This window comes from Acetobacterium carbinolicum (genome assembly GCF_047456275.1).
Taxonomy (GTDB): Bacteria; Bacillota; Clostridia; order Eubacteriales; family Eubacteriaceae; genus Acetobacterium; species Acetobacterium carbinolicum.
Map to the genome: position 1 here is coordinate 62,591 of NZ_CP173357.1, position 16,243 is coordinate 78,833.

Genomic DNA, 16,243 nt, shown 5'->3' on the forward strand with positions numbered 1-16,243 from the left:
TGGCCTTATTCGTTTCGTACTGTTTTAACTTGGCGGCTTGCAGACGCCACAGGGAGTCAGACCCAGGGAATGAACTTCTTCCAGATTGTTTAAGTAGATCCGATTGGATTCCTTTGGTAAACTGGAGCAGCCAGGTAAATGGTAAACCTTGGAGTTTTTATTGCCAATATAGGCGGCCGTTTCCAAAGTGGCTGTGTTTGCCGGTGTTTCTGGGGTAGCTGCGAGCCCGTTGTCCACTTCCTGATATGGTTGGGTTGGGAGAATCCCGGTTTTATTAAAGCTCAGTTGATCACCCTCACTGGTGGCAATAATGGTTCCCAGTTGGTCGGTGCGAAAAATGGTGGAGCCGACGTCGTTGAGACGGCTCATGGTTTCTTCGTGCGGGTGACCGTAGTCGTTGTTTAATCCACAGGAGATTACCGAATAACGGGGGTTCACCGTTCGTAGAAACAGATAGCCAGTAGATGAATAGCTGCCATGATGACCAACTTTAAGGACATCGGCCTCCAGATCCAGGTTCTGGGCTAAAAGTTCCTTTTCCGCCACTTCTTCCATGTCTCCGGTAAATAGAAAACGATGCGCACCATGGGTGACTTTCATGACAAGCGAATCATCGTTAACATCGTCATGAACACTAAGGGGTCCAAGAAAGTTGATTGTTGAGCTGCCAAAAGACAGGGTAGTTCCCGGGCTGGGGGTAGAAATAGGAATGTTCTTACTTTTTGCTTCAGCGGTCAGGTTTCGGGAAGCTTTGTTTTCCTCGGAATTGGTCAGGTATAGATTGTCCACATCCAGTCTGGCCACCACATCGGTTAACCCACCGGCATGGTCATTGTGGTTATGGGTGGCCACCACATAGTCGAGTTGGGTGATCCCCAGATCGGTCAGATAGGTAATGATCGCCTCGCCGTACTCCGGGTTGCCGCCATCAATGAGCATGGTGTCGTTGTTGTCCACCAGCAGAATGGCATCGCCCTGGCCCACATCCAGATAGTGAACCACCAATGAATCATGAGGGGTAAAGCTGGTTTGGGTTCCAGATAATAATTGACAGCCTGTGAAGATAAATAATAAGCTTAAAATAAAAGCTGTAATAAGCAAACGTTTTTGTTTCATATCAGTTCCTCCGTGGCTTTATTTTATCATATTGAGGGAGAAATTACTTGTTATTTTAGACCATCAAACCGACAAGAACGGATGGTTTTTTTGAAAGATTGGAAAAGTGTTAAAAATAGAGTAGACGATAAAGCGGTTCTCAGGTAAAATTAAAGTCATATTTCAAGACAACGAAAAGCATGAAGTTGATATACATCAGAGAGGAGACCGCCTGTGAAGGTTTTAGACAGCATCAATACAGACGTTTATTTTAACCTCGCCATGGAAGAATACTTGTTTAAAAACAATCTTGATACCGAGTATCTGTTGTTATGGAAAAATGATAACAGCATTGTCCTGGGAAAACATCAGAATATTTTTGAGGAAATCAATCTAAAAGCGGTGGAACAAGCAGGGGTGCCAGTAGCGAGAAGAAACACCGGAGGAGGTACGGTATTTCATGATACAAACAATCTAAACTACTCATTTATTACCAATCAAGGGGATGTCTTTGCCGATTATGATCAGTTTTTAAACCCCGTCATTATGGCCCTCAATGAAATGGGGGTTCCGGCCAGAAAGCGTCGTACCAGCGATATTGCCATTGGCGAACAAAAAATATCGGGGTCGGCTCAGACGGTAAAAAAGGGACGGGTGCTCCATCATGGCACCTTACTATATGATTCGGATCTCAGTTTATTAAAAAATTTACTAAAGACAACCACGGGAAAGATCACATCCAAGTCCGTAAAATCGGTGAGAAGTGATGTGACCAATATTAAAAAACACTTAACCGACCAAACAATGAGTCTGGAAACCTTTAAAAACACCTTACTGGTAACCTTATTTCCGGATGGTGTTGAAAAGGTAAGCTTAACAAAACAAGATATTGAGGCGGTAGAGGCATTAGTTAATGAAAAATACGCCCAATGGGAATGGAATTACGGTCAATCACCAAAGTTCTCATTTGAAAAGGATTGCACGATCCTAAACAAAAAAGGGAAGGAAATACAGCTTGCGGTTAAGCTAGAAATTTATAAAGGTTGCATTGCCAAGTGTGAAGTGATCGTCGATGGTTTGGTAAATGCCAAATTGAGCGAGAGGCTTACTGGGCTCAAATATGGTTATGGAGAAATTCTGCATCAATTGGAGGGGATCGGGTTTACAAAAGAAAACGAACTAAGAGTGGATTGCTTAACGGATTGTTTTCTTTAAAATACAAATACAAGGAGAAAATTAAGATGAAAAAAAACATTCAAATGCCAAGACTAAGCGAACAAATGGAAACCGGGGTGCTGGCGGCCTGGAACAAAGAAGCCGGAGATGTGGTAAAAAAGGGTGAGGTACTTTTCGAAATTGAAACCGAAAAGGTCGTCAGTGAGGTCGAATCGATGGAATCCGGAGTTTTGGAAGAAGTATTTTTTGAAGCCGGTGATGAAATCAAGGTGGATGATGTGATTGCCGTCATCAACTGTGATTGATCAAGAGGGCAAAATGGAAAAGAAACCAGAATGGTTAAAGGTTAACTATAATAAGGAAGCCGTGGAAGAAGTCAGCCGACTGATGGCCAAGTTAAAACTGAACACAGTTTGTAAAGAAGCCAATTGTCCCAACCTGGGTGAATGTTATAAAAAACGGACGGCCACCTTTATGATCCTGGGGAACATTTGTACCCGTCACTGCCGTTTTTGTAATGTCGGCAGCGGGGTAGTGGAAGCGGTGGATCCAAACGAACCCCAGCATTTGGCTGAAGCCGTCAAGGAATTGGATTTAAAGCACGTGGTCATCACCAGTGTCACCCGGGATGATCTGGCAGACGGCGGAGCCAGCCATTTTGCCAATACCATTAAGGCCGTGCGAAAGTTAAACCCGGGAGTAACCGTTGAGGTGCTGATCCCTGACCTGCAAGGCGTTTCGGAACACCTGGACATTGTCATAGCAGCCAACCCCGATGTGATTAATCATAATGTCGAAACCGTCCGGGAATTTTATCCTGAGGTCCGGCCGGAGGCGGACTATGATCGATCGATGCAGGTGCTTTTATATGTTAAGACAAAGGCACCCCAGATCAAAACGAAAACCGGGATTATGGTCGGCCTGGGGGAGACGGATGAACAAGTTTTTAAGGTCATGGATGATAGTCTGAAAGCCGGCTGTGATATTTTCACCATCGGCCAGTATTTGCAACCATCACCACAACACATCAAAGTCAAAGCTTATGTGACCCCGGAAAAATTTGAAGAGTACAAAAAAATTGGCGAAGCCAAAGGCTTTCATTATATTGCCAGTAGCCCCCTGGTTCGTAGTTCCTACCGGGCGGAAGAAGCACTTGAAGGAGGAAAAAGCTGATGATTTATATCGAAAACAATTCCACCGATCCTTTTTTTAATTTTGCCCTGGAATACTACCTGATTACCGAAAAGCAGCTGCCCGAGGAGCAGATCTTTATCTTTTGGCGAACCGAGCCAACCCTGATGATTGGCAAGTATCAGAACACCATCGAAGAAATTAACGAAGACTTTGCCAAAAAAAATGGCATCAAGGTGGTGCGGCGCATCACCGGTGGCGGTACCATTTACACCGACATGGGGGGCTGGCAGTTCAGTTTTATCACCAGAGGTCTGGCAGAAACGATTGATTTCAATAAGTACATTGGCCCAGTGATAGATGGACTTAAAAAACTCGATGTTCCGGCCGAATTCAATAGCCGGAATGATCTGGTTATCCACGGCAAAAAGTTCTCTGGCAACGCTCAGTGTATGTTAAACGGCTATACCCTTCATCATGGATCGCTGTTATTTAATACCGACTTTGAACAGATGGTCAAATGCCTGACTGTCGATGATTACAAAATTATTTCCAAGGGTATCAAATCCGTTAAGGAACGGGTCACTAATATTTCAGAACATTTGACAACACCGATCGATACCGACACCTTTAAAAAGCTGATGGTTGAAAGCATTATGCAGGGTTCGGCGGCAGAATATAAACTGACGGCGGCGGATCGGGAACGGATCGAGGCCATTGCCAAAGAAAAATTTGAAAGCTGGGAATGGAACTATGGAAAATCGCCGAAGTTCAACATCACTAAAACCGGCCGCTTTGATGGTGGAAAAATGGAATTTAAACTGGATGTGAACAAGGGCAAAATTATGGACTGTCATATTTATGGTGATTTCTTTGGAACCATGGACATATCGGTGCTCAGTGATGCTCTGATTGGCACGGCCTACGAAAAGGAAAGCATTAAAAAAGCCATTGAAGCCTGTGACATCAAACAAGGTTTCTACAATATTAATGTGGATGAACTGGCTGAGATTATTTGTTAAGTTGCAAATTAAAAGTATTCACCCCATCTTTTCATTGAGGTGGGGCTTTTTTTGTCATCGCATTGGGAAATGACCAGGCCCTTACCTTTTGGTGGAATGCATGACAACAGGCGGATGGTTTATTAAAAAACTGTAATTAGAACCTACATGAAACTTTAAAGAAGCTGTGATACAATCATCCCCATGCTTAAATACAAAGGCGTATTAAGGAAGTCGGGAAGATGAAATGATTGGAGATCAGAAGGAGATGAATTTATGGATAGTTCAAGAAAATTTATTATAATATCGATCAGTGCGGCAATATTATTAATTATTTTAGTCAGTTGTACATTGGCTTATTCAGGGCGGGATAATACCCTGATGTCTGATAAAACGCTGAGCTTAGAAATTAACGGATTTAATGTGGAGTTACCGCTTTCGGAAAACAACGCGGTATTTGACGCCGTTAGCTTAAGCAGTGTTACTGAAAACAGAATAAAATTACTTAATGAGGTTGGCGCTAACGTTAAGATAAATGGGAAAGGCATCGGCGTCGGAACAACCATTGATTTAAAACTGGAGACGCTTTCGTCGGGCGAACGGATAAAAATACAGGTGGATAACGAAAAGGATGAGCGGGTGATTTATTTAAGAACGCTGTCATCCCAGCTTCCTGAAATGATTGCGGCTGGTGAGAGCAGTTATGATGGGAATTACTTTGCTGCCATAGCAACCGGAGGCGCTGCCCTTTATGAGCTTAACAAACAGGGCGAGGTGGTGTTTTACATTGCCAAGTCACCGGAAGAATCCAACGGTGAATCCTATCGGGATTTTAAAAAGCATGTTTTTGAAAATGGAACGATCCGTTACAGCTATCAGCGGGTTAACGGCGACGGTAATGACATTGGCTATGCACCGGGCGAACGGGTTATTCTGGATGATCGGTATCAGGAAATTGACACCATTACCCTGGCTCAAAGTGAACTGGCAAAAGCGGGCGATTTGGTGGATGGTCGGGACTTTATCTTAATTGATGACAACCATTATATTGTGGAAGCCTCACAATTAGTATTGGTTCAGAATGTGCCAGACGGTTTGGGTGCCAATGTGATGGGATCAAAGGTGGTCACAACGCTGATTCAGGAAGTGAAAGACAATCAGGTGGTCTTTGAATTTACCACGGATTCCCATCCGGAATTTTATGGACTCAGTGTTAGTGATAATGATTACAGCAATACCATCAGCCAGAGTCCGGATTATTCGGGCTTTAACCGGATGATCATTGATCCGGAGGATGACAATCTGATTGTATCCTTTGGTAATATGAATACGATTATGAAAATTGATCGGGAAACCCAGGCGGTTATCTGGAAATTATCGGGAAGTGGCGATGAATTCGGGATGTCTGCGGAACAAAAAACCTCCGGACAAACGGATTTGGCGATCACCGCTGAAGGCTATCTAACGGTCTTTGACAATGCCTTGAGCTCTGGTCAAACCCGTATCCTGAAGATAAAACTCGATGAAGTCAATAAAAAAATACTGGGCTATCAGGAATACAAAATCCCGGGAAAAACCTCCCTGGCTTATGGAAGTACTCAAAAAATCGGAGATAACATTGAAGTATATAGTATTGGCTGGGGTCTGCTAAAAGAGGGTAATGTGGCCATTTCAGAGATTGATTTTAATACCGGCAAGAAGTTATTTGAAGTGACGCTTCCCCAGGGCGTTGCCAATGATCGGGTTCAAAAATCGAAATTAGAGATGATACAATAGAAGTGAGGTAAGCAATGAAACCAATATTTTTATGTTACCCTAAATGCTCAACCTGTCAGAAGGCTAAAAAGTTTTTGTTAGAAAACCAGATTGACGTTGAAGAGCGGCATATTGTGGAGGATCGTCCCCAAAAAAATGAGTTGGTTGAGTGGATGCAACGGTACCAGGGTGATGCTAAAAAGTTTTTTAACACCAGTGGTCTGGTCTACCGGGAAATGGCCTTAAAAGATAAGGTTAAAACAATGACGCCGGATCAGATGGCTGAGGTGTTGAGTACCAACGGTATGTTGGTGAAACGACCGTTGGTAATTCTAGAAAACGCAGTGCTAATCGGTTTTAGAGAAGAGCAGTGGCGAATGGCATTATTGACCAATAAGCAGGATTAATCCACAAAGTGGGCGTTATTTTTTCCTATAAATGATTTGTAAGCTCAGAAGTGATGGTCTATAATGGAATGAGGATTATTAATCGAATACAAAGGAGAAATTAAATGTCGCGAAAAACCATTGAAAAATTCAGAAAACAACCTGAGACGGATGGGGTAGAAATACTTGAAATGGAACTGACTGAATATACTTACCCCAAAAGCGGAATCGGTATCTGCCCCCAATGTGGCGGAAAGATGAATGGCGTTGGACTTGATTGGAGCTGCGAAGGCTGTGACTTAAAACTGGTGGGTCCCGTATTTTAAAAAGACAAAAAGCACATTTATCGATTAATTGATAAATGTGCTTTTTTATCGGATTAATGACCAACGATTTCATTATTTGCCAAAAATGAATCTTAAATATTTCCAAATAGCAAGAGGAATAATTGGTGATGTTCATAGAAAATAATGATTTTACGTGACATCATGGTTAAATATGGTAAAATGTTGATAACTTTTTATAGTTTTGCTTGAAAGCATTAAGTAAATCAAATAATTAGACCACCTGCCCACGGTCTTGTAAATAGTCATAAAGACAGATGGATAGCAAAGTGGAATAAACGATAAACAGATCCCTGGAGGAGAATAAAATGACGATTACCTATGAATTAGGGAAGTCTTTATATGTGAACATAACGAATCGATGTAGCAACGCCTGTACGTTTTGCGTAAGAAAAGATGAACCCACAGTCAACGGAGTTGATGATCTCTGGTTGGAGAGAGAACCAACCCAGGCAGAAATACAAGAAGACATATTAAAACGTAATCTGGATCACTATGAGGAGCTGGTTTTTTGCGGATATGGCGAACCAACATACCGTTTAGATGAAATATGCGCCATTGCCAAAGAAGTCAAGAAGATCCATACCATTCCCATTCGTCTAAATACAAATGGTCATGGCAATCTGATTTATAAAAAGGATATGACGCCCCTTTTAAAAGATACCATTGATGTGGTGTCGATCAGTTTAAATGCTAAAAACAAAAAAGAATATGATGAGTTATGCCGTCCTGTTTTTGAAGATGCCTATGAAGAGCTGTTGGAGTTTGCCCGACTGGCCGGAAGATATACCAAAGTGATCTTGACCATTGTGGATATACTGCCCATCGAGGATCAGGAAGCCTGTCGACGAATCAGTCAATCGGTAGGAGCAGAATTACGGATCCGTTCATATATTGACTAAAATTGCTGGTGGCCGGGAGTATGGACTGTTAAATGAGTAATAATAATTTAAAACCCCGATGCCTGAGTATTGGGGGCAAAGATATATTTGTGGTGGATGACCATCACTATGTGCTCCTGATTTGGGGACGTTTATATAAAACCCGAAAGCACCCGATGGTGCTGGTGAGTATTGATTATCATCCGGACACCAACCCACCGTTCTGGCTGTGGGCCTATCAAAAAGCGATGGCCATTGACCCCGATCGGGAAGTGGAACTGGTGGCGAAATTTCAGCAAAGAATGATGATCACCATAGAGCCCCTCAATTTGGACAGTGTCCGGAAGGCTATCGGTCAGATGCGTAATGACGAGCAGATCAATACCGCCATGGCATTGGGATATCTAAGTGATTACCATATGATCAATTGTATGGAAAAACATACTTATTCAAAAGGCAGTCACTATCTGGTTCCGAAAACTCAATTTGGAAGTCTTGAAGACGCCATGTTTAAAAACATCAAACTGCCGCTTAAAAAGATCGGTGCCGAGGATCTGATTCTTGATATTGATCTGGACTATTTCTTGCGTCAGGAAAATTTCGAGCTGGATCTCGATCAAAACAGAATTTTTGCAGATTTGGTCAGGCAGGCCCAGATCATCACGGTGGCCCGTTCAAAAAGTTATTTTGATTTTTTAAGAACCGAAGAATTTACGATTAAAAGCTGCGAAGAAAAACTCATCGGCCTACTGGAAAAAATTATCCGCAGGTAGTTGATAAAATAACACATCTAAGAAGAAAAGCGAGGATGCGCATGGGAGATCGACCTTATGGGAAAACACAGTGAAGAAACCCAAGTCATTAAGCGGTCAAAAGAGCAGTGTGAAGACCGCTTATTAGCCTTTGACACCAGTAAATATGATTTGAAAAACCATATCGCTGACAAAGAAGAAAGTTTGGTTGTTTTTCAAACAAAGATTGTTTTTGCCGCCAATGGCCAACGGATTACGGTTAAACTCAAAAAAGTTGATGATCTCAGGACTGAAGTCACGGTCCGCTCGGAACTGATTTCAAATATTCAGACGAATGACCGCGGTGTAAATAAAAAAAATATTAATGCCATCTATCGCTATCTCTATGATGAAAAGGGAGCTGATCAGAAACCGGAAATTATCGGAAATAAGCAAGGGATAAAAAAGAAATTTGTTCCCTGGGGGAAAAACACTTCCACTGTAAAAATGTCGATCATGGCCAGTTATCTGGGTGGGTATAAAGAATTTAAAAAATCAATTAAAGGAACCCTGGAAATTCAGGAAGCCGGCATTGACTTTGCCGTCATGGGTCCCAAGTTTAGTATCCCATTTCTGGAGATGAGATCCGCAACCATTGCATCAACCTTTGATATTGAGAACAATCAGGCCTGGCAGATGATTTGCTTTAAGGATGAACTCAAAAAGGATAAAACTGATTATGAAAAAGCAAAGAAAAACAAACTGGTCGTCGACTATCAGAACGAATCGGGACAAACCGCGTGTATTTTTAGAGCCGACACTTCATTTGAGGTAGAAAAGAGCCTTTTAAAAGCGCAGACATTGATACAGGAATTGATGGGAAATTAGAATTAAGAAATAAAATTGAAAAAAGGTTTGACAAACTGATTTGTGCGACGTATAATAGTGAAGTTGAAATAAACAAGAACTGAATATGCATAGCAAGTAGGGACAAGGAACACCAATTTTTTCAAAAATCTCTTATGAAGAAGTAGAAGATTTCTGCAAGAATTGATGGCCGATTTAGCCGGTTTGACCGCTAACGCTCTTTTAGACCTATTTGTTTTTTAGCAAAACAAAGCTAAATAAGTCTCGCGACGATGGCGGAAGGGCCACACCTGTTCCCATACCGAACACAGAAGTAAAGTCTTCCAGCGCCGAAAGTACTTGGTGGGTAACTGCCTGGGAGGATAGGACGTCGCGGGACTTTTTATAATGAAGCCGTGCAAAAAAATAGATATATGAATATTGATTCAAGTTCACTTGAAAATCAATGTTCATATATCTATTTTTTTATGGGGCGAAGCCCCAAACGGAGGCGTAGCGTGAGCTACGACGGAGTTGCACGGCTTCATTAGACGGCAGTAATTTTTAGCGTTGTTTGATACGAACGCACCAGCGGTTACCGGATGTTAAGGTCTGCTTTACGGAATACCGTTGATCGACCGAAGATAGAAAAGCACCGTCATTTTTTGTTTCAAAATGTTTAATTAAAGTTTTGGGCGGTATAATTTCAAGTAATGAGTAACAAGTTGTGAATAGAAGAAAAAGAAAGAAGGCGTTTTTATGAAAGAAAGAAAAGTCATCCAAGTTGTTCAGGGGGCTCGTGCAGTCGATGGGGCCGGCGTTCATTTGACCCGGGTCTTATCCCACTCAACTGTAAAAGCATTTGACCCCTTCTTAATGCTTGATTCCTTTGATTCTGAAAATCCTCAGGATTATATCAAAGGTTTCCCCATGCATCCCCACCGGGGAATTGAAACGGTCACCTATCTGGTTGAAGGGCTGATCGAACATCAGGACAGCCTGGGAAATAAGGGCGCTATTGAATCCGGATGCTCCCAATGGATGACCGGGGGAAGTGGGATTCTCCATCAGGAGATGCCTCAGGCCTGTGAAAGAATGCTGGGTTTCCAGTTATGGCTGAATCTGCCGAGGTCAGAAAAAATGACGGAGCCAAAGTATTTTGAGATCAGAAAAGAAGATATTCCTCTATATAAAGGAGATGGTTTTAATGTTGGTGTTATATCGGGATCTTACGAAGGGGTAAATGGCGCCGAACCCCATCACATCCAGGCGATGATTTTAGATGTGGTTGTTGAACCGGAAAAATCGGTTAAGATTCCGACCCCCAAAGGAGAAACCGTATTTGTGTTTTTAATTAAAGGTCAAGGCGCAACGGCAGGAACCTTATATAAAGAGAAATCGGCATTGTTGTTTAGTGAAGGGGAGTATATTGAAATGACAGCCGCTGAAAAGCCGCTTCGACTAGCCGTGTTTTCGGCGCCTCCGCTGAATGAACCGATCGCTTGGGGCGGTCCCATTGTGATGAATACCGAGGAAGAGCTACAACAGGCCTTTGATGATTTGAAAGAGGGCAGTTTTATTAAAGCGTTGCCACAATTGTAAGGGTCCAGGATAAAATTGATCTTCTCTAAGTAGCTTGAGAGTGTTAAAAATAGGGAGAGCGAATCAATGCTGTAGATTGTCAGATACACAATTAAATCAAAACGCAACAATGACTTATGCTAAATTATAATTAGAACAAGACCAAAGATGCTTCGATTCATCCTCAAGCATCGTTGGTCTGGTATAATAAAAAGCTTGGTGTATCATTAAAGTCATGTCAGAAATACCGGTTTATCAATTAAAATATCTTTCAAAGAAAACCTGAAAAAAACTACATAAAAGCATTGACAAGAAGGAACAAAGAGCGTATACTAATGAAGTTGTCTCGTAACAGAGGCGGCGGACATTAGGCTGAAACATTGAAATGAACTTGGAATTAACGCAAAAGAATTTCAAAAAACAGCTTGACAACATCGGGAAATGACGATATAATAGAAAAGCTTCTTCGGTCGGAAACGATTGCAGAACGGCGGTCATAGAAAAGAGAATAGTACCATAAAACCTGTAAAACAGCCAAAACATCCGCAAGGATGAATGATGGCTAAAATAGAAACAGAGAGATGCACTCTTTAAAACATTAACTCGGCAGAGGATAAACTGCACTCGGTAGAGTATAAAACACAGTTATTCATGAGACAGCATTTTAAGCCTAACGGCTTTAAATACAAACTTTTATTGAGAGTTTGATCCTGGCTCAGGACGAACGCTGGCGGTATGCTTAACACATGCAAGTCGAACGAGACAAAAGAGAAGTGCTTGCACGGATCTTTTAGAAAGTGGCGAACGGGTGAGTAACGCGTGGGTAACCTACCCTATGGAAAGGAATAGCCTCGGGAAACTGGGAGTAATACCTTATAAGATATATTTGTCGCATGGCAGATGTATTAAACGCTCCGGTGCCATAGGATGGACCCGCGTCCCATTAGCTAGTTGGTGAGATAACAGCTCACCAAGGCGACGATGGGTAACCGGTCTGAGAGGGCGAACGGTCACACTGGAACTGAGACACGGTCCAGACTCCTACGGGAGGCAGCAGTGGGGAATATTGCGCAATGGGGGAAACCCTGACGCAGCAATACCGCGTGAGTGAAGAAGGTTTTCGGATCGTAAAGCTCTGTTATTGGGGAAGAAAAAAAGACGGTACCCAAGAAGAAAGTCCCGGCTAACTACGTGCCAGCAGCCGCGGTAATACGTAGGGGACAAGCGTTGTCCGGATTTACTGGGCGTAAAGGGCACGCAGGCGGTTTTTTAAGTCAGATGTGAAAGGTACCGGCTCAACCGGTGACATGCATTTGAAACTGAAAGACTTGAGTATTGGAGAGGCAAGTGGAATTCCTAGTGTAGCGGTGAAATGCGTAGATATTAGGAGGAACACCGGTGGCGAAGGCGGCTTGCTGGACAAATACTGACGCTGAGGTGCGAAAGCGTGGGGAGCAAACAGGATTAGATACCCTGGTAGTCCACGCCGTAAACGATGAGTGCTAGGTGTTGGGGAGACTCAGTGCCGCAGCTAACGCAATAAGCACTCCGCCTGGGGAGTACGACCGCAAGGTTGAAACTCAAAGGAATTGACGGGGACCCGCACAAGCAGCGGAGCATGTGGTTTAATTCGAAGCAACGCGAAGAACCTTACCAGGTCTTGACATCCTCTGACCATCTGAGAGATCAGACTTTCCCTTCGGGGACAGAGAGACAGGTGGTGCATGGTTGTCGTCAGCTCGTGTCGTGAGATGTTGGGTTAAGTCCCGCAACGAGCGCAACCCCTGTGGTTAGTTGCCATCATTTAGTTGGGCACTCTAAGCAGACTGCCGTGGATAACACGGAGGAAGGTGGGGACGACGTCAAATCATCATGCCCCTTATGACCTGGGCTACACACGTGCTACAATGGTCTGAACAGAGGGCTGCGAAACCGCGAGGTGAAGCTAATCCCTTAAAACAGATCTCAGTTCGGATTGCAGGCTGCAACTCGCCTGCATGAAGTTGGAGTTGCTAGTAATCGCAGATCAGAATGCTGCGGTGAATGCGTTCCCGGGTCTTGTACACACCGCCCGTCACACCACGAGAGTTGGCAACACCCGAAGTCAGTGAGGCAACCGTAAGGAGCCAGCTGCCGAAGGTGGGGTCAGTAATTGGGGTGAAGTCGTAACAAGGTAGCCGTATCGGAAGGTGCGGCTGGATCACCTCCTTTCTAGGGAATACAGGAAGTCATGGTACTATTTTCTTTTGTATGACTGAGTCATACAAAAAACTGAAAAGAACACATCGGAAGATGTCTTTTTTTTAGCAGGTATATTTATCGCATGGCGATAAATGTCCCAATCGATCATTGAAAACAGCATAGTGTATAAATAAAATTTTTGAAATACAATTTCTTAACACGAAAACGTAACATCAAATAGGATCAAGAAGAAAAGAGCACAGGGTGAATGCCTTGGCAATCAGAGCCGAAGAAGGACGCGACAAGCTGCGAAAAGCTACGTGTAGGTGCACATAACCGATAAAGCGTAGATATCCGAATGGGGAAACCCGGCTGGTAGAAGACCAGTCACTGTAACGTGAATACATAGCGTTATGGAGGGAACCTGGGGAACTGAAACATCTTAGTACCCAGAGGAAAAGAAAGAAACATCGATTCCTTTAGTAGCGGCGAGCGAACGAGGAAGAGCCCTGATTACATCAAGGCTGTATTATTAGTTGAACGACATGGGAAGGTCGGACGCAGAGGGTGAGATCCCCGTAGACGAAAATAGTATGGACGGGTAATCGACGAGTACCACGGGACACGTGTAACCCTGTGGGAAGATGGGGGGCCCACCCCCCAAGGCTAAATACTACTGATTGACCGATAGCGGAAAGTACCGTGAGGGAAAGGTGAAAAGAACCCCGGAAGGGGAGTGAAATAGAAACTGAAACCCTGTGCTTACAAGCAGCAGGAGCTAACGTGACTGCGTGCTTTTTGTAGAACGGGCCAACGAGTTACGGTATGTAGCAAGGTTAAGTACTTCAGGTACGGAGCCGTAGGGAAACCGAGTCTGAATAGGGCGATTAGTTGCATGCTGTAGACCCGAAACCGTGTGATCTATCCATGACCAGGATGAAGCTTGGGTAAAACCAAGTGGAGGTCCGAACCAGTGTCTGTTGAAAAAGGCTTGGATGAGTTGTGGATAGGGGTGAAATTCCAATCGAACACGGAGATAGCTGGTTCTCCCCGAAATAGCTTTAGGGCTAGCGTTGTAGAGAGAGTGATGGAGGTAGAGCACTGAATAGGCTAGGGGTCGTAAAGATTACTGAACCTTATCAAACTCCGAATGCCATGCACTTATATACGGCAGTCAGACTGTGTGAGATAAGTCTCATAGTCAAAAGGGAAACAGCCCAGACCATCCGCTAAGGTCCCCAAGTCCAGATTAAGTGGGAAAGGATGTGCAACTGCACAAACAACCAGGATGTTGGCTTAGAAGCAGCCACACATTTAAAGAGTGCGTAATAGCTCACTGGTCGAGTGGTTGTGCGCCGAAGATGAACGGGGCTAAAATCTGGCACCGAAGCGATGGATTATGGTACTACCATAGTGGTAGGGGAGCAATGTCTTGAGGGCGAAGCGAAACTGTAAGGTTTGGTGGACACAAGACAAGAGAGAATGTTGGCATGAGTAGCGAAAGTGAAGTGAGAATCTTCACCATCGAAAGCCCAAGGTTTCCTGAGGAAGGTTCGTCCGCTCAGGGTAAGTCGGGGCCTAAGCCGAGGCGAGCAGCGTAGGCGATGGACAACAGGTTGAAATTCCTGTACCACCTTTAATTGTTTGAGAGATGGAGTGACACAGAAGGATAAGCGAACCCAGCGGTTGGAAAAGCTGGGCCAAGCGTCAAGGCTGAGTAGGGAGGCAAATCCCCTTACTCATAAGGCCAAGGCGTGACGGGGAACGAAAAATAAGTAGGGAAGTCGCTGATTTCACGCTGTCAAGAAAAGCTTCTATTGAGAGAGAAGGTGCCCGTACCGTAAACCGACACAGGTAGGCGAGGAGAGAATCCTAAGATGAGCGGGAGAAGTGTTGTTAAGGAACTCGGCAAAATGACTCCGTAACTTCGGGAGAAGGAGTGCCCCCTTATGGGGGCCGCAGAGAAGAGGCTCAAGCGACTGTTTAGCAAAAACATAGGTCTCTGCTAAATCGAAAGATGATGTATAGGGGCTGACGCCTGCCCGGTGCTGGAAGGTTAAGAGGAGTGCTTAGCGCAAGCGAAGGTGCAAATTTAAGCCCCAGTAAACGGCGGCCGTAACTATAACGGTCCTAAGGTAGCGAAATTCCTTGTCAGGTAAGTTCTGACCCGCACGAAAGGCGTAACGATTTGAGCGCTGTCTCGACAACACACCCGGTGAAATTGTAGTACTCGTGAAGATGCGAGTTACCCGCGACAGGACGGAAAGACCCCGTAGAGCTTTACTGCAATCTGGCATTGAGTTTTGATCGTGCACGTACAGGATAGGTGGGAGACAAAGAATTTGGGACGCTAGTTTCGAAGGAGTTGCCCTTGGGATACCACCCTTGTACGATTGGAATTCTAACGAGTGGCCGTAATCCGGCCATCGGACAGTGTCAGACGGGCAGTTTGACTGGGGCGGTCGCCTCCTAAAAAGTATCGGAGGCGCCCAAAGTTACCTTCAGGATGGTTGGAAACCATCTCTTAGAGTGCAAAGGCAAAAAGGTGATTGACTGCGAGAGAGACATCTCGAGCAGAGACGAAAGTCGGGCTTAGTGATCCGGTGGTTCCGAGTGGAAGGGCCATCGCTCAACGGATAAAAGCTACCTCGGGGATAACAGGCTTATCTCCCCCAAGAGTCCACATCGACGGGGAGGTTTGGCACCTCGATGTCGGCTCGTCTCATCCTGGGGCTGAAGCAGGTCCCAAGGGTTGGGCTGTTCGCCCATTAAAGAGGCACGCGAGCTGGGTTCAGAACGTCGTGAGACAGTTCGGTCCCTATCCGTCGTGGGCGTTAGATATTTGAGAAGAGCTGTTCCTAGTACGAGAGGACCGGAACGGACAAACCACTGGTGCACCAGTTGTTCCGCCAGGAGCATAGCTGGGTAGCTAAGTTTGGAAAGGATAAGTGCTGAAGGCATCTAAGCACGAAGCCCCCTTCAAGATAAGATATCTCACCGAAAGGTTAAGGTCCCTGATAGACGATCAGGTAGATAGGCTGGATGTGGAAGTATGGCAACATATGGAGCTGACCAGTACTAATCGACCGAGGTCTTGATCCAAGATTTTATACACTGTGCTGTTTCCAGTGATCG

At 44.4% G+C, this 16,243-nt stretch carries 12 protein-coding genes and 3 rRNA genes; 14 read left to right on the forward strand and 1 reads right to left on the reverse strand.

The window, feature by feature from the left end; genetic code table 11:
* Window positions 1–24: 24 nt before the first annotated feature.
* Window positions 25–1,116, reverse strand: coding sequence for a ComEC/Rec2 family competence protein (locus ACIZ62_RS00300; protein ID WP_414150998.1), 1,092 nt, complete (start codon window positions 1,114–1,116; stop codon window positions 25–27).
* 213 nt (window positions 1,117–1,329) lie between these two features.
* Between ACIZ62_RS00300 and ACIZ62_RS00305 the strand changes: the two genes are divergently transcribed.
* The 14 genes from ACIZ62_RS00305 (at window position 1,330) to ACIZ62_RS00370 (ending at window position 16,210) form a co-directional block, all read left to right on the forward strand.
* Window positions 1,330–2,310 carry a biotin/lipoate A/B protein ligase family protein gene (locus ACIZ62_RS00305; protein ID WP_111888499.1) on the forward strand — a complete coding sequence of 327 codons (981 nt, stop codon included), beginning with the start codon at window positions 1,330–1,332 and terminating at the stop codon, window positions 2,308–2,310.
* A 26-nt stretch (window positions 2,311–2,336) separates the two neighbouring features.
* Window positions 2,337–2,576: a biotin/lipoyl-containing protein gene (locus tag ACIZ62_RS00310; RefSeq protein ID WP_111888498.1), complete on the forward strand. Its 240-nt coding sequence runs from the start codon at window positions 2,337–2,339 to the stop codon at window positions 2,574–2,576.
* Window positions 2,577–2,589: 13 nt separating this feature from the next.
* Window positions 2,590–3,444, forward strand: coding sequence for a lipoyl synthase (gene lipA, locus ACIZ62_RS00315; protein WP_242988490.1), 855 nt, complete (start codon window positions 2,590–2,592; stop codon window positions 3,442–3,444).
* Entirely contained in the window at window positions 3,444–4,424 is a 981-nt protein-coding gene (locus ACIZ62_RS00320; protein WP_111888497.1) for a lipoate--protein ligase, read from the forward strand. The genes lipA and ACIZ62_RS00320 overlap by 1 nt, the downstream gene beginning before the upstream one ends.
* Window positions 4,425–4,679: 255 nt before the next feature.
* Complete coding sequence (locus ACIZ62_RS00325) at window positions 4,680–6,179, forward strand: arylsulfotransferase family protein (RefSeq protein ID WP_111888496.1); 1,500 nt, start codon at window positions 4,680–4,682, stop codon at window positions 6,177–6,179.
* 14 nt (window positions 6,180–6,193) lie between these two features.
* Window positions 6,194–6,565 carry an arsenate reductase family protein gene (locus ACIZ62_RS00330; protein WP_414150999.1) on the forward strand — a complete coding sequence of 124 codons (372 nt, stop codon included), beginning with the start codon at window positions 6,194–6,196 and terminating at the stop codon, window positions 6,563–6,565.
* A gap of 104 nt (window positions 6,566–6,669) precedes the next feature.
* Window positions 6,670–6,870 carry a hypothetical protein gene (locus tag ACIZ62_RS00335; RefSeq protein WP_111888494.1) on the forward strand — a complete coding sequence of 67 codons (201 nt, stop codon included), beginning with the start codon at window positions 6,670–6,672 and terminating at the stop codon, window positions 6,868–6,870.
* Between the two features lie 326 nt (window positions 6,871–7,196).
* Entirely contained in the window at window positions 7,197–7,790 is a 594-nt protein-coding gene (locus tag ACIZ62_RS00340) for a TatD family nuclease-associated radical SAM protein (protein WP_111888493.1), read from the forward strand.
* 32 nt (window positions 7,791–7,822) lie between these two features.
* Complete coding sequence (locus ACIZ62_RS00345) at window positions 7,823–8,542, forward strand: UPF0489 family protein (RefSeq protein ID WP_111888492.1); 720 nt, start codon at window positions 7,823–7,825, stop codon at window positions 8,540–8,542.
* 57 nt (window positions 8,543–8,599) lie between these two features.
* Entirely contained in the window at window positions 8,600–9,388 is a 789-nt protein-coding gene (locus tag ACIZ62_RS00350; RefSeq protein WP_414151000.1) for a hypothetical protein, read from the forward strand.
* A 241-nt stretch (window positions 9,389–9,629) separates the two neighbouring features.
* Window positions 9,630–9,746: ribosomal RNA gene (gene rrf / locus ACIZ62_RS00355) — 5S ribosomal RNA — on the forward strand.
* Window positions 9,747–10,105: 359 nt separating this feature from the next.
* Window positions 10,106–10,948 carry a pirin family protein gene (locus ACIZ62_RS00360; RefSeq protein ID WP_111888490.1) on the forward strand — a complete coding sequence of 281 codons (843 nt, stop codon included), beginning with the start codon at window positions 10,106–10,108 and terminating at the stop codon, window positions 10,946–10,948.
* Between the two features lie 671 nt (window positions 10,949–11,619).
* Window positions 11,620–13,138, forward strand: a 16S ribosomal RNA gene (locus ACIZ62_RS00365).
* A 211-nt stretch (window positions 13,139–13,349) separates the two neighbouring features.
* Window positions 13,350–16,210 (forward strand): 23S ribosomal RNA (locus ACIZ62_RS00370).
* Together the 16S, 23S and 5S rRNA genes form the textbook arrangement of a ribosomal RNA operon.
* The last annotated feature ends 33 nt before the right edge of the window (window positions 16,211–16,243 follow it).